Annotated in this window: 16 protein-coding genes; 7 read left to right on the top strand and 9 right to left on the bottom strand. The window is 43.5% G+C overall.

What is annotated here, in order from left to right:
* Positions 1-295 precede the first annotated feature (295 nt).
* Positions 296-1,732 (bottom strand): DUF1254 domain-containing protein, encoded by a 1,437-nt coding sequence (locus BN3769_RS10430; protein WP_228840677.1) that lies wholly within the window; start codon positions 1,730-1,732, stop codon positions 296-298.
* Positions 1,733-2,140: 408 nt separating this feature from the next.
* Between BN3769_RS10430 and BN3769_RS10425 the strand changes: the two genes are divergently transcribed.
* Positions 2,141-2,347 (top strand): hypothetical protein, encoded by a 207-nt coding sequence (locus BN3769_RS10425; RefSeq protein ID WP_068470291.1) that lies wholly within the window; start codon positions 2,141-2,143, stop codon positions 2,345-2,347.
* A gap of 52 nt (positions 2,348-2,399) precedes the next feature.
* On the opposite strand, the gene BN3769_RS10420 is transcribed toward BN3769_RS10425, so the two are convergent.
* The 3 genes from BN3769_RS10420 to BN3769_RS10405 all read right to left on the bottom strand — a co-directional run bounded on the left by BN3769_RS10420 (position 2,400) and on the right by BN3769_RS10405 (position 6,614).
* On the bottom strand, positions 2,400-3,548 hold the full coding sequence (locus tag BN3769_RS10420) for an NADH:flavin oxidoreductase (RefSeq protein ID WP_068470290.1): 1,149 nt from the start codon (positions 3,546-3,548) through the stop codon (positions 2,400-2,402).
* 780 nt (positions 3,549-4,328) lie between these two features.
* Positions 4,329-5,651, bottom strand: coding sequence for an FAD-dependent oxidoreductase (locus BN3769_RS10410; protein WP_068470286.1), 1,323 nt, complete (start codon positions 5,649-5,651; stop codon positions 4,329-4,331).
* Between the two features lie 159 nt (positions 5,652-5,810).
* A complete protein-coding gene (locus BN3769_RS10405; protein WP_154017886.1) occupies positions 5,811-6,614 on the bottom strand; it encodes a hypothetical protein in 804 nt (267 codons plus the stop codon).
* Positions 6,615-7,006: 392 nt separating this feature from the next.
* Between BN3769_RS10405 and BN3769_RS15280 the strand changes: the two genes are divergently transcribed.
* The 6 genes from BN3769_RS15280 to BN3769_RS10375 all read left to right on the top strand — a co-directional run bounded on the left by BN3769_RS15280 (position 7,007) and on the right by BN3769_RS10375 (position 12,990).
* Positions 7,007-7,147 (top strand): carotenoid oxygenase family protein, encoded by a 141-nt coding sequence (locus BN3769_RS15280; RefSeq protein ID WP_420885323.1) that lies wholly within the window; start codon positions 7,007-7,009, stop codon positions 7,145-7,147.
* Positions 7,148-7,369: 222 nt separating this feature from the next.
* Entirely contained in the window at positions 7,370-8,521 is a 1,152-nt protein-coding gene (locus BN3769_RS10395; RefSeq protein ID WP_068470279.1) for an ABC transporter permease, read from the top strand.
* Between the two features lies 1 nt (position 8,522).
* Positions 8,523-9,221, top strand: coding sequence for an ABC transporter ATP-binding protein (locus tag BN3769_RS10390; RefSeq protein WP_068470277.1), 699 nt, complete (start codon positions 8,523-8,525; stop codon positions 9,219-9,221).
* Positions 9,214-10,275: an HlyD family secretion protein gene (locus tag BN3769_RS10385; RefSeq protein ID WP_195155573.1), complete on the top strand. Its 1,062-nt coding sequence runs from the start codon at positions 9,214-9,216 to the stop codon at positions 10,273-10,275. Before BN3769_RS10390 ends, BN3769_RS10385 begins: the two co-directional genes overlap by 8 nt.
* 10 nt (positions 10,276-10,285) lie before the next feature.
* Positions 10,286-11,761: an efflux transporter outer membrane subunit gene (locus BN3769_RS10380; protein ID WP_068470271.1), complete on the top strand. Its 1,476-nt coding sequence runs from the start codon at positions 10,286-10,288 to the stop codon at positions 11,759-11,761.
* A 320-nt stretch (positions 11,762-12,081) separates the two neighbouring features.
* The gene (locus BN3769_RS10375; protein WP_068470269.1) at positions 12,082-12,990 is read left to right on the top strand and encodes a hypothetical protein; all 909 of its coding nucleotides are present in this window, start codon (positions 12,082-12,084) and stop codon (positions 12,988-12,990) included.
* A gap of 170 nt (positions 12,991-13,160) precedes the next feature.
* Here the strand turns inward: BN3769_RS10375 and BN3769_RS10370 are convergent, their stop codons facing one another.
* Genes BN3769_RS10370 through BN3769_RS10350 form a run of 5 tightly spaced genes read right to left on the bottom strand, consistent with a single transcriptional unit; the run spans position 13,161 to position 18,753 of the window.
* On the bottom strand, positions 13,161-14,603 hold the full coding sequence (locus tag BN3769_RS10370) for an NADH-quinone oxidoreductase subunit N (protein WP_068470267.1): 1,443 nt from the start codon (positions 14,601-14,603) through the stop codon (positions 13,161-13,163).
* Positions 14,600-16,063: a complex I subunit 4 family protein gene (locus tag BN3769_RS10365; RefSeq protein WP_068470265.1), complete on the bottom strand. Its 1,464-nt coding sequence runs from the start codon at positions 16,061-16,063 to the stop codon at positions 14,600-14,602. Before BN3769_RS10365 ends, BN3769_RS10370 begins: the two co-directional genes overlap by 4 nt.
* A 9-nt stretch (positions 16,064-16,072) precedes the next feature.
* Entirely contained in the window at positions 16,073-17,944 is a 1,872-nt protein-coding gene (nuoL, locus tag BN3769_RS10360) for an NADH-quinone oxidoreductase subunit L (RefSeq protein ID WP_068470263.1), read from the bottom strand.
* A gap of 2 nt (positions 17,945-17,946) precedes the next feature.
* Positions 17,947-18,246 carry an NADH-quinone oxidoreductase subunit NuoK gene (gene nuoK / locus BN3769_RS10355; protein ID WP_068470261.1) on the bottom strand — a complete coding sequence of 100 codons (300 nt, stop codon included), beginning with the start codon at positions 18,244-18,246 and terminating at the stop codon, positions 17,947-17,949.
* Positions 18,247-18,753 (bottom strand): NADH-quinone oxidoreductase subunit J family protein, encoded by a 507-nt coding sequence (locus BN3769_RS10350; RefSeq protein WP_068470258.1) that lies wholly within the window; start codon positions 18,751-18,753, stop codon positions 18,247-18,249.
* Positions 18,754-18,757 lie beyond the last annotated feature (4 nt).

The raw sequence follows: 18,757 nt of genomic DNA, 5'->3' as shown, positions 1-18,757 counted from the left end.
TTAATTTCGAGAGGGTTGAAAATTCTTGAGAAAAGGAAATCCAGTCAAACGTTCGACGTGTATCCAGTAACTGAAGTTTATACGCTTAGGCCTTTTAAGCGTTTTTTGAAAAGGTTTCTATCTTTTGGTTAATAGAAACCCACTCTTCAGCCTTTATAATCCCTTTTAAAGGGATCATAAAGGGGTTGAGAATGGTTAGAGAAACAAGACCTTTCTTACTTACAAAAAAAATATAACAAATTCAATTCCAGGTATTTAATACATTCCTCTAGTAGATCAAAAACGGCAAAATCATTTATTCTGTTATTTTTATCACTGCTGGAGGTTGCCACGTATTGTTTAAAATAGAGGGACTTTTTTCTTTTGGCCAATACATCCGCAACATGAGAAGAAAATCTGTTTTAGGTGCTGGCAACCAATTAGATTCCTTATCTTTTCCTGGACTTTCATTCTGAAAATACAAAGTTAATGAGCCATCAGAGTTATATTTCAATTCGTTTCGTTCACTGACTGTGAATTTATTAAGAGGATTAGGCACAAACCACCAACCATTGTCAACCTCATACATAGTAATTGACCAAAAGCCATTTACAGGAGGTATCCGACCTTTCTCAAACGTTAAAGTGTACTTATTTGCTCCCGTCAGTCTATTTCCACTTTTATCTTCAAAAGTGTAAGAGTAGACGGCATCTTTTTCCCGATTGGCCGGCCATCCGAACGCTGCAACAGTAGCCCTCTTTAAATAATCCGTTCCATAAATACCTAAACCTTTAGAAACGGTCCATCCATTCTCCACACTGCCCATGTTTTTTTGATTTTTGTTGATAAGCGACATACCTACTTTGCCTGCTTTTTTAATTGCAGCTTCAATCTCAGGGGAGAATTTACTTATATCAAATGGCTGACCAGAAATGAGGCCTATTTTTGCCATACGAGCTAAGATGGAAGCATCTTCAACCGGTGGAGGCGCTACACTGCCCATTAACTTGGTCATAAGATTGAAGTATGCTGAGATATCCATTTCATTAATCACTTCCTGAGGTTTCGCAGTCATATCGAAACCGGGATTTGGATTGATTGGTGGGGCTTTGTATTCATAATTTTTTCCCCAAGATGAAAGCGGAATAAGTTTCAGCTGGCTTTGAAGCAGATTAACTTTTTTATAATCTTCTTCAGAACCATTAGCATAAATGCGGCCTAAAATGACCATGTATAAGGTATTAACCGGGATGTGTTTCATCCCATCGGGAACTTGCCCTTTCCAGCCCGGACCTGTCAGTAAATAATTAGTTGCCTCCCCCCCAGCTGTACGTGAACCAGGAGCTGCAAAGTCTATCATCCATAAATCTGTCATTTCAAATAAATAGAAGCGTTTACCCATATCAGGATGACTGAATACTTGTGGCTCTGATAAATCGACCCATGCAATTGAATAAAGAGTGTCAGCATTAGGCGCAGATACTCCCCGATAATCCGCAGGAGGATAACGTTTAACATTAATAAATTGCCCCATGGGAGCATGCATTTCGTCCATTTTAGAAACATTGCTCATCTGCACTCGGGTAATTTCCGTTGTAATTAAGGAATAACCGTAAATATAGGCATCCGTAGCTATTTCCACTGCTTCCTCAGGGCTGAGCGAAGAGCTAGAAGTTGTTCCCCCGTCTTGAGCTTCTGCAAAAAACAACGTCGTCATCGAAATAAATGAAAGACAGATAGCAAAATAGCGCATATAATTCTCATATATTAAAAAAAATCAATATACACAAAGAAGTTAAAATCACAACTCTCTATTGATTCAATGTAACCGTTGCCTCCCTCCTTCGCCGGGAGGTAAAAACAGGTGAATAAAGCCCTAGGATTTTGGATATATACGGCTTATTTGCTTTATTTTAGAAGCCTATAACGCTCTCTTGGATAAAGCCAAGAATGTTCTGCGATCTCTGAGAGGGTCTCACTTAACTTAAATACATCGCCAGTGCCATTGACCATATGGAAGTGCTTATTTCGACATTGACGTAAGCGTTTTCTACATTTCCCTGCCTATATAGCCAAATCTGCCATTCCTTTTCAGATCGACAATAAATGGAATCTTTTTTATAGGTAGGCAGGATTAGAAATAAATATAGAAGAGTTTCTTATGTCAAATCTAGGTTTTATACGTGATTGGGATACGGCAAGGCTTCTAATATTAAGACGCTGGGATAAATTAAAACCCCAAGAACTTGAAAAGGCTCCTGCCAACTTTGATGAGGTCGTGAAGATTATTCAAAAACACTATCATACCGATCCAAAGCCTAATATAGAATCGGATTTAAAAAATTTGATCGACCAAATAGACCGGTAAGAGGGAGGGATATAACTTCGTTCCTTTCTGAATAATTTACCTGAAGGAGCATTTATGATGAAAATCCAGACATGCTTCTGCTAAATGGAATCACGTCATCGAAACGCTGTTCAATGACTTTCTTAAACCAATCAGGGTCTGCCAGGACCGCACGCCCTATTGCGATTAAATCAAATTCTTCATTTGATAAGGCCTTTAATAAGTATTCAAGCCTATTATCCGTTTTCGAAGAATCTACACTTAAATTTGAAATGAAATCGATATCCAATCCAACTGAACCTACAGTAATGGTGGGCTTGCCGGTAATTTTTTTAGTCCATCCCGCTAAATTCAAATGAGAATGAGGAAATTCAGGCTCCCAAAAACGCCTGGTGCTGCAATGGAAAATATCAACCCCTGCTTGGACTAGCGGAATGAGAAAAGATTCCAGCTCCTGCGGTGTTGTTGCCAGTTTGGCTGAATAATCCCCTAGCTTCCATTGTGAAAAGCGAAAATCAATTGGAAAATCAGGTCCGACTTCTTTTCGGATCGCTTCGATGATCTCTACAGCAAAACGGGTTCGCTCGTTAAGCGTCCTGCCCCCATATTGATCGGCACGCCTATTGGTATACTCCCAAAAAAATTGATCTATTAAATAACCATGCGCTCCGTGCAATTCTATCCCATCAAACCCCAATTGTTGGGCATTCTTAGCCGCTTTGGCAAACGCTTCTATTACGTCCGAAATATCTTTTAAGGACATTTCCAAAGGCACTTCTCCATTTTTTACATAAGGATGCTGCACTGCCGAGGGCGCATATCCCGGCACATTGCCCTCACACGCACACGCTTCTCGTTGATCGTCGCTTTTTCTATTTTTACAAGCATATCGCTGCCTAACGCCGCCGACATGCCACAGTTGAGGAAACATTTTTGCCCCTGCTTGATGCACCTCTTCAATAATATAGCGCCAGCCCGCCAATGCTTTTTCCCCATAGAAATGCGGCACATTTGGATAGCCGTTAGAGGCTTTGTGATCGATAACGGTTCCCTCTGAGATAATCAGGCCTATTCCCCCTTCCGCCCTTTTTCGATAATAATCACTCTGAGTAGGTCCTGGAATATGCTGTTTGGAAGAGCTACGCGTCATGGGAGCCATCACGATGCGATTGGGAAGCTCTAAAGATTTCAAATGAAAAGGAGTTTGCCAAGTAATCATCATGCCTGCTTGTTTTCTTATTTCACTAAGCCCTATGGGTTATTAGTTATTTTCGTCTGTCTAGCAAATTGGTTAAGGTAAAAATGACATTTTCATCTTTAATTTATCCAAAAAAATTTTAAAGTACAGCGATAATGAATGTCTTAGAGGGTATACTCCCTCCCCTAAGATCGGTTCTTGAAAAGAACGCCCGCCCCTCTCTTGCGTACATTTGCCCGTCTAAACGCAAAAAGTCTATCAGGCCATTCAAGGGCCTAATGAATTTGTTGTAACAGGTAATTTTAAGGATTGGAATAGATGGATGGAAACAGCTGTTCCCGGAACAAGAAAATGAAGGGTTGCTAATCGATCGGCAAAGAATTTGGCGAAAAAATTGATGAGCAAGAATCAAAGTGATTTGGTTCATGGCAATATGCGCTTGACAGGCAAGCGAAGAGGCAAACGCATCTAGCACCAATAAAAATTGGTCATCAGCAGAAAGTTCTTTGATTTGCTTAACAAGCTTTGTTTCACCTTTGACATTTTGAATCTAATTAATGATGCAATCATCTGCCTTAATCGAGTGGATCATTTGAATGGCTCGGAAGAAGAAAGCGGCGACGGGATCAGTTGAAAATCTTCAAGGAAAGCCGCTTCTAATGGCTTATATAGTCAATCAGTTCTTTCTTTTGCGCCAATTCGGGAAGAATGCGGCTCCCTCATTCAACGGTCGATGCAGGAACATTCAAAAAGGGTTTACTTTATCTTTTAAGCCATTTTCTTCTAGTTTCTAAAAGAATTAAATCAAATCTGGTTGGAAGAATGCCCATCATGACTATAATCGAATTCAATAAACCGATTTACATCGTAGGCGCTCCATTTATTGACTTGCCAAGGCACTCGTGCACTAACATCAAGAAACCATTGATAACCATTTAAAAAGACGTTTTTAATACGCGCCCACAAAATTTCCCTATTAGCCAGCTTTTCCGTATAAACAGCATAGCGCCTCAATGGCGAAGCCCTCCACTCTGCTACTTGTGCCCTTGATAAGAAAACTGTGTGGACAAAGGAGCGAATGCGTTTCCACAGGGAAGGCGGACGAGAAGAGGGACGAAGAGTTTTAACAATAGCTTTACTTAATTTAGATCCGCATAATAAGCCATTGTTAATGGATTTAAAGAAGGGAACGCCAAATAACGCATCGCCAACAAAGCAAAATGTGCAATCGCCCTCTTGATGGATCACTTGACGGCTTTGATAAACGGATAATTTAATGCTGTAAACATCGATTTCTCCCTCTATGATATCCCCTAACTGTTCTCTGCGTACGCTCAGCCACGTTTTAATTTTCTCTTCAAAACAGGGATCGATCTCTTTGACTTTTTCAAAAGGGAGCGGATTGCCTGCCCGGTAAGCTTGAAATTTTTCAAAAGTCGCTTTATCAACAAAAAATTGCACGTTGATTGGAGTGGCATTTTTCTCAACATCGTACCGTCCGACATGCTCCTGAGTAAACCCTGCTATTTTCTGAGTGGGATAGGAGACAAGCTTACTAAGCGAATCGCTTTGGTCCATAACCCAATATTTTACAGCTAGGGTATATTGCAATCCTTCATCTATTCTTAAGTCATCTGGAAAAACCGCTTTCCTTACCTTGCTATGAGCGCCATCTGAACCGATAATCAACTTGGCATTCGGGAACGCCTGCTTCAAGCGCTCAATTCCCCGCAAATGCCTTTGCGTCTGCTCCCCTTCTTCTTCCGCATCAAAGATATATCCTCTATGCACAACAATGTTCAACTCTTCCGCTATCTTGTTCAGTCTTGATTCTAATTGATTGATTTTAATTTTCTTATGCGTTTTTAAATCCAAGATAAGCTGCGCAAAAGCATCAATTTGGTTGGCATACTCCGGCCGCTGCTGCTTAAGGAGAGAAAGGTCGCAAGCCGTTTTCAAAGACAACGGCTCAATGACCAGTGTTTGACTTCTCACATACTCATTAAATCGATCCATCAATGCGATAGGAATGTCTGGCTCTCGCAGTTTGACCTGAATGGCTGTAAATAAAGCCACAGGGCCTGCTCCAACAAATAGCACTTGGCAGTCTGAATTAATAGCTGACATATAGGCAAGTTCTAAATTAATCAATTGTTAGTATTGATGATTATAATACAAGAACCATAAAGAACTTATTAAAGTATGATTTAGAATATTACAATCTTCTAATTTGAAAAGCAGAAATCAAGAAAATGATCCGCAGAATAGGCTAAAGAGATTCAGAAATTAAAGAAACTTAAAAAAAACGAGGGGCGGACTGAAGTTCGAAGGAGGATTGGCAGGAAGATCAAATTCGTTTTGTTGAACCATTGATTCATTGACATTGAGAATGATAGATACAACTGACGAATCAGCCGACCGAGAAGCATTCGGATTGATGCGAATGCCAAAAGCATAAGTCCCTTTTTGATAAAAGGGGCCGAAGGGAATAGAAGAATCACTATTGGAAAAGGTAAGGCTATCGAGCGTCATTGTCGTTCCATCAGGCAATTGAATAAAAGGAGTAGCGCTGCCCTGGCCTGCAAGAGCCGGGTTAAGATGGGCGACAAAAGTGCCCGATAGCGCATCGCCTGTGCTTACAATTCGCTCGCGGTCAAATCTCGAGTAATCATAGGAATCATAGTAGCTAGAAGGAAAATGACTTGAGGTATGGCTATAATCCGAGTAATCGGAATAATCAGAACCGTGATGGTGGTGATGCGAATGATATTTATCATATGAATAGCCGGGATCAACAATGCTTGAATAAGTAGAATCGTATGAATATCCAGAATGCGAATGGTGCTTCTTATGATGGTTCCTACAAGCGCACATGCATCCAACGCCTACAGCTAATCCAATAGCCGTCACGCCTGCCAGTCCAATGGCGACTTGATTGCGCTGCTCGTCGCACATTTCGATATCAGCAAAGGCCGAAGCGGGTTGTTGGAAAGAAAAAAATAAACAAGTCGCAGTCATGTAGGCAGCCGCTTGTCTGATCCATCTTTTTATTCCCGCTTGCCCTTCCATAGCTAACCTTTCCCGCTTCATTTTAAATTACATGAATGTTTTATAATAATTAGATTTTTTTTCAAATCTTTATGATAAAGAATCGCTAAAATAGCTCTTAAGTGGGTATATTAACCCATCATCTCCCTATTTGAAATGATGAATTTATAGATACGCCCTAGAAAGGGTACTCTTCTATTATATACTTTTCTGTCTCTTGATCTTTCATTTAGTCCCTTAATTTTTCCATTCAATGAAAAAATTCTTATTTCTTTTGGGATTGACTTGTCTAATAGGAGTCGCTACCATGTTTTCCTTCAAAAAGAAAAATCCTGCCATTTCCGCGCATCAATGCGGCTTACGAGGGAATGCCCTAGCGCTATGTTTATGCCGTCGATGCGCGTAACCTCCCTTCTTCGCATGATCAACGGTCTATTTATACCATTGACACGCAAGCAAACAGCGCGCTTCTTTGGTCTGAAGAAGGATGGTGTCCTGGCGAGCCCGTTTTCGTCGCTGCACCTGAAGCAAAAGAAGATGACGAAATCGTCTTGGCTGTCGTTCTCGATCATTGAACCGGCATTCCTTTCTTCTTATCCTTGATGCAAAGACTTTAGAAGAAATCGGGCGCGCAAGCCGCTCACTCCATTCCAACCGGTCTTCATGGCCAATACTTTGTTCGTTAACCTTCTTTTGCGTCAGAAACACGAGACATTAATTAAATTTTTAAATCTATTGTTGGCAAAGAGTGGGAAGCTCTGGTAAATTGCAAAATTTACCCTAATAGACAGAATGCTATGATCCTTCTTGCCCTTAAAATGCTCATAGGAAAACGCGCCTCTTTTATTGGCATTATTTTTGGAATTTTCCTAGCCACCCTCTTGATTTCCCAACAATCCGCTATTTTTTTAGGGTTGATCTCGCGCTCTTATCGGACGGTAACCGATATCCCCGAGCCTAATATTTGGGTCGTCGACCCTGCCACCGAAAGCGATGATAAATTGCGCCGCATGCCAGAGAGCTATCTGGATATTGTACGCAGTACGCCTGGCATCGAGTGGGCCATGCCCATCGGATTGATCAGCCTCCCGATGGTGACGGACTCCGGTATTTTTCAAATTTGCCAGCTTTATGGAATAGACGATGCGACTTTAATTGGCGCCCCCAGTCATATGATAGAAGGCAATATCAAGGAAATGCGCCGCGAGGGAGGCGTCATTGTTGATATTTACTCCGCAAACGGTATTTTAGCTAAAACGCGGCCCGACGGAAGCAAAGTTCCCTTAAAAATTGGCGACGAACTGGCCATTAACGACCATCGTGCAGTCGTTGTTGGCATCTGTCAGATTACACAAGGTTTTTATCCTCAACCCATTATTTTTACCACCTATAAAAATTTTTCTTATTTTGCCTCCTCTTTTGGCAATCAGCTCGGCTTTATTATTGCTAAGACTCTTCCGGGAGAAAATATTCAAGAAGTGCGTAAACAAATTAATGTCCATCCGGGACTGGACGCATTGACGAGCGAACAATTTAAAGAGCGCATTGTCAGATCGTTTTTGAAAACAGGCATTTTGATTAACTTCGGCCTATCCGTTGCGTTAGGCATGATCATTGGATTTTCCATAGCCGGACAAATTTTTTATATCACAACGGTTGAGAACTTAATGTATTATGCTTTAATAAAAGCTTTGGGGGGAAATAGGCATACTATTTTGCAAATGATTGCCGTTCAGGCTGTATTAGTTGGCATCATCGGATATTTATTGGGAATTGGGGCGACTATTCTTTGGGGGGAAGCAACCAAAAATACCACATTGGCCTTTCTTTTCCCTTGGCAGCTCTTCTTATTCACAGGCGTAGTTGTCATTTTGATTTGCCTATTTACAGCCGGGCTCAGCATTCTTAAAGTCTTTCGAATAGATCCTAAAGCGCTGATGGGTAATTAATATGGATAAAGATTCAGTCGCAATTCAATGCCGGGGCATCAAGAAAATCTATGGAAAGCAAGAAAGCCGCGTTGAAGCATTGAAGGGCATCGATCTAGATATTTATGAAAAGCAGCTGACGCTTTTGGTCGGCCCTTCAGGATCGGGCAAAACAACCCTGTTATCCATTATTACGGCGATTCTAACGCCGGATGAAGGACAGCTATTTTTATTGGGCCAAGATGTCAATCAGATGTCGTCCGCTCAAAAGGCCGAATTTTGCCGGAATAATGTTGGAATTGTCTTTCAATCGCTTTTTCTTATTCCTACTTTGTCAGTAGTAGAAAATATCGGATTACCCCTTTTAATTGCCGGCCACTCTAGGCAGGATTCAATCGATCGGTCCATGGAAATGCTGGACCGCATGCATCTTGCCCACCGGTCAGCAGTCTCCCCTGCCCTTTTGTCCAAAGGCCAGCAACAACGTGTAGCAATTGCGCGCGCCATGGTCACAAACCCCAAAATTATTGTCTGTGATGAACCTACAAGCGCTTTGGACCAAACTGCAGGATTCGAGATCATGTCTTTTTTACACGAATTGGCTTTATACGCTTCTAAAGCCGTATTAGTCGTCACGCACGATCATCGCACATTTCAATTTGCCGATCGAATCGTGACCATGAATGATGGACAAATTATCCCAGGCGAGCCCCATGACTAACAAATACCTTTTTAGAGTGGCGACACTCACCCTAGCCTATATAAGTGGCTTTACAACTATTCCGCAGCCCTTATTAATAGCAACCGAAGAGGCGCAGCAAGATCCAGCTGCCCCTCCCCGCCCTACCTCGCCTTTTAAATCCTATCTCTCTGCATTGGGCATTGTGGAACCAAGCAGCGAGAGCATTTTTATTGGCACGCCTGTGAATCGAGTTGTAGATAAGGTCTACGTACAAGTCGGGCAAAAAGTCAAAAAAGGCGAGATTCTTTTAAGGCTGGAAGATAGTGACTTGGAAGCGGATTTCAACTCCCGTCTAGTCGCCTATAAGATTGCTTTAGCTAGATTAAAAAGGCTAGAGGGCTTGCCACGCCCTGAAGATATATCTGCTGCCGAAGCCTCGCTTAAAGAGTCCGAATTAGGACTGGAACAGGCGCGCAGCCAATACGAGCGGGTACAAGGCCTGCAGGACACACGAGCCTTGAGCCAAGAAGAGATCGCCCGGCGCCTGTTTAACTACCAGCAAGCGGAAGCCAAATGGCTGCAAGCCAAAGCCAATTTCGATAAAATCAAAGCAGGCACATGGAAGCCGGATCTGGAGATCGCCTATTTGGAAGCCCAGCAAGCAAAGGCAAGTATCGAGCGCGTCAAAGCCGATATCGAACGGACGATTATTCGCGCCCCCATAGATGGAACCATTTTACAAGTTAAAATCCATCAGGGAGAATTTCCGCCCGCCGATACAGCGCGCAGTCCCATTATGGTCATGGGAAATATAGATGAGATGCATCTAAAAACCAGCATCAACCAATTCGAAATCTCCAATTTCCGCCCTGATGCCCAGGCCGTTGCTTTTTCGCAAGGGGATGCCCGCATTGAATATCCATTGGAATTTGTCCGACTAGAGCCCTATCTGACAAGCAAGCAGAACATCACCAACGATATTCTAGAAAAAGTGGATACGCGCGTGCTGCACGTCATTTATCGCTTTAAGAAAGACGCGAAGAATATTTTTGTAGGACAGCAAATGGACGTTTATATCGATACTTCTTCATAAGGATAGAGACATGCGCAGCTTTTGGCCTTTGACAACCTTATTCTTGGCGGTTCTTACAGGATGCAACCAAGCCCCCCTCCGCGATGAATTGCCGGAAATGGACAACATTCCCTGCAGCTGGGAAATGTCCTGCTCAGATGGCATGCATGAAGGCCCCCTAGACCAATTTTTATGGTGGGAGTCTCTCAATGATCCCATGCTCAATTTCCTAATTCAGCGGGCGAGCCAGCAAAACTTTGATCTATCCATCGCTGCCATGAGAGTCCTAGAAGCTCGCCAAGAACAAAAAGCGGGCGATGCCAAGCTTTATCCCCATATCGACGGTTCACTGACAGCCGGCCATCTTTACTTCAGCAAAGAGGCCTTGCTCAAAGGACTATTAAGAGACGTTAAGCATAAGAAATCTATCGATCGCAATGTCAATTTTTTTGAAATCGGATTTGATGCGGAATGGGAAATTGATCTATTCGGCGCAACAGCTCATGAAATTAATGCCTTAAGGGCAGAATTGGAGGCAGCCGAGGAAAACTTAGGCGATGTATGGGTGACCTTATCGGCCGAAATCGCCAGGAATTATATTGAACTAAGAAGCGCGCAGCAGCGCTTAGCCCTCTTGGAGGCTAATCTCTCTTCTCAACAAGACACGATTCATTTAACCAAAGCGCTTCTCCATATCGGCCAGGCAAGCGATATTGATTTAAAACAAGCGGAAGATCAGCTTGTCCAATTAGCCATTCAAAAACCTCTGCTCGATTTAGCCATCAATAAGTCCATTCATCGCCTATCTATTCTCCTAGGCTATGCTCCAAACGAACTAGCCTGCGAACTTAAAGTCCCCGCTTCCCTTCCTCTCTTGCCATGCGATAAGCCCATCGGTATACCCTCAGAGCTTTTAAGGCGACGGCCAGATATCCGCAGAGCAGAAAGACAGTTGGCCGCAGCAGCAGAACGCGTCGATGCAGCCATTGCCTCCCTTTTCCCTCGCTTCTCACTGCGGGGCTTTGTTGGCGATATTAGCACTCAGCTGCACTCCTTATTAAATCCTTCCAGCACCACCTATTTCATTGCTCCCCAGCTGCTTGCCCCTATTTTTAACAGCAAGCTGATCCAACAAAATATCGACTATAATAAAATTAAAACGCGGGAAGCGCTTTATAGCTACCAGAAAACGGTTTTGGAGGCTTTGGAAGAGACGGAGAATGCCATTGCGTCTTTCCATTATGAACTAGAGCGCTATCGCGCTTTAGCAGATGCTGTCAAAGCTAATCAAGATACCTATGCGCTAATGATGCAGCTCTATGAACGCGGAGTGAAAAGCTACTTAGAGGTCCAAACAGCCAACCGCTCCTTGCTATCTTCCCAAGATGCCTATTTGCAAAGCCAAGTCAATTTGCTTCTGCATTATATTTCCCTCTATAAAGCGCTTGGCGGTGCCTGGGCTGTGCAAACAAGCGACGCCGACGGGCCGAATGAACCTGCTTGTTAGAGGCCATTCTCACTCTCTTGGACTCAAGCTAAAGGATAAAAAATTAAACATCTAAAGTCCCCTAAAGGGAATCAAAGTTAACTTGTTTTAGCGCCTGTTTTCAAAAAAGTGCCAGCTCCCGTCAATAGCTCTAAAAGAAGAAATTTTTAAAGCGTATTTTCAAAAGAAATGGAATATTCCACCTATATGGACCGCTATTTCATTTATATCGAAATGGATTCATTTTTAAATTCACTGCGTTATAAAGATCATCTGCTTTTAGATAAACTTGTCTTCAAATATTTATTAAATTAATTATCGTATTGTTGATAAGGAGAAATATGTTCCCAGTTATCCACAGCCTATATAAAGATTTTTTTCCTAATGGGGAATATGCAAAGAAGCATCCCAAGCAAATGTCTGCGCAAGAACGCATTAAAATCGCTGAAGCTGTCATTCAGCAAATAGGGATTGACATAACGAATTATTTGCAGGCAGATAAAGTTCCAGAATTCAAAATTCGCGTAGTCAATCAATTACATTTTTTACCTTACTCTTTTTTCGAATCCATTTATATTCCGGCTATTTTTCTGCAGTGTTGGGGTGAAGTAATAGATGAATCTATTCTTCTTAAGCATAATCCCCAAAAAGAAAGCGTTGAGGATTTATCCAAAAGGGTAATTAAACGGATGAATGTAAGGGAGGACGAGAAGGACTTAATTCTTACAAAGGCATTTACCCAGTTCTATCTTCATTTTTATGCAGAAAAACCAGAAATAGCCAAAGGAGCAGTTAAATCTGTCCTGGCCCACGAAGTTACCCATAGCATCCGGCAAGATGGGATAAAAAACACCCTGGGATTTCTTAAAGGCACGTTAGGCTGTCTAGTTGTTACGCCTATAAGCTACATATTCGGCATGACCGCGCCTTGGGCATTAGTCGCTGGAGCCATTGCAGGTATCGCCATTAAAAAGTACAATGACGCGACAGTCGTCAGGTCTTATGAGACATCTGCCAATATTATTCCCCTTCTTGTCTATCCAAAAATAATAGAAGGGGCGGTTCAGCTGCAAAGGCATTTGCAAGAATTAAAGCTGTATAATAAATCAAAGACATTTTTGGGCGGACTAATCTATGACCAGCATGGAAATGCGCGTTCAAATTTTAGCCACCCCCCAGAAACGGAATTAATGGAAATCTACGCCTATATGGATTCGACATCCGAATCAAAAGAAGAGAAAAATAAATAATCTCTTCTCAAAAGCTTTGTTTTCAATAAGCGTTCAAATAATTAACGCAGAGAGTTAAACGGTTAGGACATTTAGCCTATTGCCCTCTTTTGCGCATTTGCGTTAAATCTTATGGAAGGAAAATTTGCCTCAATCCTTCATCGTCCATCGAGCCTATCCAGCTTTTCCTCTTATCTACCAATCACTGGCAGTAAAGCCATCAATGGATCGGGATAAATGGACAAAAGCACGATTCCTGCAAAGGAAACGGCCCCTACGATTGCTGCCGGCCAAGAACGCAAGGAAGCCATCGCCTCCATAGGCGCCTTTGAAAGCATGACGGCTACAATGCGCAAATAATAAAAAGCAGAGAGAATAGTCGCCAGCAATCCGACAATGACTAAGCCATAGTAGCCAGCTTGGAAAGCGACTTTGAAAAGATAGAATTTAGCAAAGAATCCAATTGTGGGAGGAATGCCCGCTAAAGTCATCAAGCAAAGAGTAAAGAGCGTGGCCAAGACCGGAGAGCGATGGAAGAAGCCATGTAAGTCATGCAGCATCACACCTTCGCTGCGCTTATCAATAAAGACAAGAACGGCAAAAGAACCTAAAGTCGCCAAAGCATAGACAACAAGGTAGAATAGCATGGCTTGCAATGCATCGGGCGTCCCGGCAGCAAGAGGGATAAGCAGAAATCCAGCCTGTGCAATGCCTGAATAGGCAAAGAAACGGCGCAGCTGCACCTGCCGCATAGCCACTATATTCGCATAAATCAGCGTGGCATAAGCGAGCAAGGAAATCCCTTCATTCCACAGCAGATTGAAATGCGGAAGAGCGAGCAGGAATACAATCATAAAGGCGGCAAAAGCCCCTGCCTTTGTTCCCACGGCCATAAAAGCCGTGATCGGAGTGGAAGCCCCTTCATATACGTCAGGAGCCCATACATGAAAGGGAACGATTGCGGCTTTAAAAGCCAGCCCTAGCGTCACCAACGCAATGCCGCCCAAAAAGAGGGTTTTACCGGTATTCGCTTGCAAGCCATGATAGCCATTAAGCAATTGATCAAAGCGCGTCGTACCGATTGCTCCATAGATCAAGGCAATGCCGTATAATAAAAAAGCCGTTGCGATCGATCCGATTAAGAAATATTTAATCGCACCTTCATGCGAAATTTCCCATTTTTTGACATAGCTGCACAAAATATAAAGCGCGATGGATAACGTCTCTAGCCCCAAAAATAGCGTCAAAAAGTCCGCTGCATCTCCGATTAAGATCAGGCCGAACACTGTGGAAAGAAGCAGAAAATAGTATTCTCCATTGGCTGATTTAAAATGCTGAAAAAAGGCAGAAGATAAAAAAGCTGAGCTTAAGCCGATGAACGCAAAGAAAAGCGTTAAAAATTTAGCCAGAGAATCAAACCGTAACCAGGAAGTCAATAGCGAGTTATCGCTTGGAGGGGTATAAAAGGCTGCAAAAAGCGTGAGAAGTAAAATAGCCGTTGTCCAATAAAAGGAAACGAGTTTAGAGGCTTTCTCGGAAATGCTTTCGATTAAGAGCAGGACTAGCGCTCCGATAAACAGAATAAGCAAAGGGCTGATGGCGGCAAAATCGGCAAGCCTTAAAGCGGTATTCATTGCGACTCCTCTAGTTGGGCAATAGCGACGGTTTTTTCAGCAGCAGGATCAACTTGTTTTAATATAGGGGAAGGATAGAGGCCGATCCAAAAGATTAGGGCAACTAGAGGCAAGGCGATCGCCCATTCCCGTCCACTAATATCCACCCACGAAGGCTGGGAGGGACGTGGGGTCTCAAAATATACTTTTTGCATCCAGCGCAACATGTAAACAGCGGATAAAATCACCGTCAATCCTAAGATGGAGGCTAGCCAAGGATGCTGGCCAAAAAGTCCGAAAAGGATCATAATTTCTCCGACAAAGCTATTTGTACCCGGCAAAGCAACAGATGAAAGGACAAAGAGCAAAGTCAGCCAGCATAAATGCGGCATAAATTTAGCCAATCCGCCGGCAGGGCCGATAGCGGTCGATTGCAACCGTTCCTCCAGCCAACCGACAACAAGAAAAAGGCCTGCAATGCTAATGCCATGATTGATGGCTTGCAAGATTGCCCCCCCATGGGCCGCTTGACTCCAGACAAATAATCCAGCTAGCACAAAATTGACGTGGGAAAAGCTTGAATAGGCAATGAGGCGCTTAAAATCGCTTTGCATCCAAGCGGCAAGCCCCCCATATAGGACGCCGGCAATTGCCAAACCCAATAAAAGAGGGCTCCAGGCCTGAATCAAGTTTGGAAAGAGCTCAAGCCCGATCCGTAAAAATCCGTATATTCCCGCCTTAGACAGCAGGGCAGACAAAAGGATGGATCCGGCGATGGGAGCTTCATAGTAGGCATCAGGCAGCCAGGCATGAAAGGGAAACAGCGGCGTCTTGACTGCAAAGGCTAAGATAAAGACAAACCCAATCCAAGCGGCATGCGGCATGGTATGGGAAAAACGGGCCAATGCATCGAGATTAAAGGTTCCCATTCCATTAGCCAAAGCCGTTAAATAAAGGGCTAACACTCCGGCTACCATTAAAGAAGAACCGGCGAGAAGATAAATGAGAAATTTAAAGGCAGCCGCTTGGCGCTTCGCTCCTCCCCAAAAGTTGATAATAAAATAAAGCGGGATCAGCATCGCTTCCCAAAAAAGCGTAAAAACAACCAGATCGCGCGCGGTAAAGAAACCGATCAGCAATCCCTGCAGCAGCAAAACTAAGCCGTAAAACACCCCAGGGGATCGCAATTCCTCACTGCGCATAGCCAAAAGGCTGATGGGAATGATAATGGCTGTTAAATAAAGGAAAAGAAGCGAGAGGGAATCAACGCTCAAGTGAAATTCAACAGAAAGGGCGGGAAGCCATGGATAAGCCACTTGCGCTCCAATCCAATTCATCCCTCCAAAAAGCAAAATCGCTAATGGAATCAAGCTCAATGCAACAGCAAGAGGCTTTAATTTTTTTCCTGGAATAAATGACAGGGCAAACGCCACGGCAGCTGTCATGAATGGTGTGAAAAATAGCCACAGCAAGTTAGGCATGATCAATCCTCAAAAAGCGAAGTAAAAAATTAAAAGTGCCATTCCGACAACCATTAAGGCGATATAGGAGCGGATTTGCCCGCTTTGAAGCCGTTGAAGCCAACGTGCCGTCCCCTGTGAGGAGACTACGACGCCTTGGATCATTCCATCAAACACCTTAGGTTCAAACTGATTTGCAATAAAGCGAGAAAGCGCCTCAAGTGGTTTCTCGATTAGAGCCTCATAAATCTCATTAACGTAAAAAGAATTTTTCAAGAATGCGATAGGTGAACCGAGTTGATTGACATAGCGCGTATACATCCAAGCAGCCGTTCCGACTCCCAGCAAGGCCCCAATAATAGCCAGCCAAGTCTCCCACATGAAGAATAGCTGATGCATGGGTTCATTTCCAAGCAGCGTCACGCCGACTTCTTCGAGGAAGCTTTCCAAGGGAGGAATGCCATTGAAAGCAAAGCCGAACACTCCTCCAATGACAGAGAGAAAAGCTAAAATTGCGACGGGAATTGTCATGACAGGAGGAGCTTCCTTGATCGCATCAAAAACTTTTTGTTCAAGAAGAGGCTTGCCGGTAAAAGTGAGGCAATAGGCGCGTGTCAGATAAAAGGCGGTGAGAATGGAAGCGGCCAAACCGACATAAAAAAGCATGTCGAATCCGGCAATATGCTCTTGCTCTAAAATCAGTTCTTTGCTGAAAAATCCCGAAAGCGGAGGGATTCCCGATAAAGCTAATACGCCAATCAAGAAAAACCAATGGGTCTTGGGAAATTTTTTAGCCAGTCCTCCCATTTGATTCATATCGGTTGTGCCATGCATCATATGAATCACATTTCCGGCAGAAAGGAACAATAAGGCTTTGACAAACGCATGGGTCGTCAGATGGAACATAGCGGCATAGAAAGCACCCACTCCGCAAGCTAGAAACATTAATCCCAACTGGCTGATGGTGGAATAAGCCAATACACGCTTAAGATCGTTTTGCGCAAGCGCACAAAGGGCCGCAAAAAGGGACGTCGCGGCGCCGATATCCCCTATCCAGCCTAATGTTTCCGGAGTCAGCTCGAAAACGGGATGCATGCGAACGACTAAATAAACTCCAGCAGTTACCATGGTAGCGGCATGGATAAGGGCTGAAACGGGCGTTGGGCCTTCCATGGCATCCGGAAGCCAGGTATATAGAGGAAGCTGAGCCGATTTTCCCGTCGCCCCCCAAAAATAAAGGAATGTCAAAAGTGTAAGAATAGGCGCTCCAAGCGCAATTTCTGGGCCGGCTCGTTTAGAAATTTCCGCAATATCGCTTGTTCCGAACAAATGGAACGTCAACAGCAATCCAATCAATAATCCCAAATCTCCAATGCGGTTGACGACAAATGCTTTTGTCGCCGCTTGAGCAGCAGCCGGGCGATCATACCAAAAGCCGATGAGCAAATAGGACGCCAGGCCAACGCCTTCCCATCCAACAAAAAGCAGCAGAACATTGGCAGCCAAGACAAGCAGGAGCATGGAAAACACGAAGAAGTTCATGAAGGCGAAGTAGCGGGCAAAGTCTTCGTCATGGTCCATATAGCCGATGGAATACACGTGAATTAAAAAACCCACGCCGGTAATGATCAAAGTCATTGTTAGAGAAAGCGGATCCAAGCGCAGGCTAAAGTCGGCATCAATTCCTTTGACGGGAATCCAATTATAAAGCACATAACTAGTAGGAGGCATTCCATCATAAACATAAACGTAGAGCAGGCCGGAAAAGCAGACAAAAGAGATAAATACCACGGAGCTAGCTATAATGCCCGCTAAACGACGACTAATCTTATTAGAAGCGACAGCCAATGCCAGAAAGCTGGCCAACGGAAGAAAAAGTCCAAGACACAGAGCTAATAGCATTGTTATCCTCTTAATCGATTGTACTGATCAATGTCCACCACATGCTTGGTGCGGAATAAATTAATAATAATAGCTAGCCCGACCGCTGCTTCTGCCGCTGCAACGACAAGAACAAAGAAAACCCAGACCAATCCTGTTTGATTGCCCCATGAATAGGCAAAAGTAACAAAAAGAAGATTAGCGGCATTCAGCATAAGCTCGATGGACAAGAACAAAATTAAGGCATTCCGCTTGGTTAATACACCAATAATGCCGATGATAAGCATAGCTAAACTGGTAAAAACGAGGAGCGAAAGATCCATTTACTTCTCCTTTCTTGCAACGTAAACAGCCCCTACCGCCGCTATCAAAAAAAGCAATGTTACGGCTTCAAAGGGGAAGAAGAAATCCAAATAGAGCGCCTGGCCCAACGCTTGGACTGTGCCAAAATTTTCCGGCTTGGTTTCTTTAACAAGCGCCAAATCAACAAGATTCCTACTCCAGAACCCTATCGCTAACAATAAGAGGATAACAGCGGTGAATAGAAACAAACGCGAGCTTTTCGCCTCATAAAGGGCAATTTGCTGGTAGGCATCCTGGAAAAGGACGACGACAAACATGAAAATGACCATAATGGCGCCCGCATAGACTAATATCTGCATAACGGCGATAAATTGAGCGGAAAGCTGTAGATAAAGGACAGCCAGCATCATAAGCGTCAAAAGAAAGGAAAGGCTGGCATGCACAGGCTTGCGCAATAAAATCACGCCTAACGAAGATAAAGTCAAAAGCAGACAGACAACCCATTGGAAAGCAATCACTGAAGTCATGTCA

It is taken from the genome of Candidatus Protochlamydia phocaeensis (assembly GCF_001545115.1).
GTDB classification, from domain to species: Bacteria; Chlamydiota; Chlamydiia; order Chlamydiales; family Parachlamydiaceae; genus Protochlamydia_A; species Protochlamydia_A phocaeensis.
This window is presented reverse-complemented; position numbering and strand designations above follow the sequence as displayed.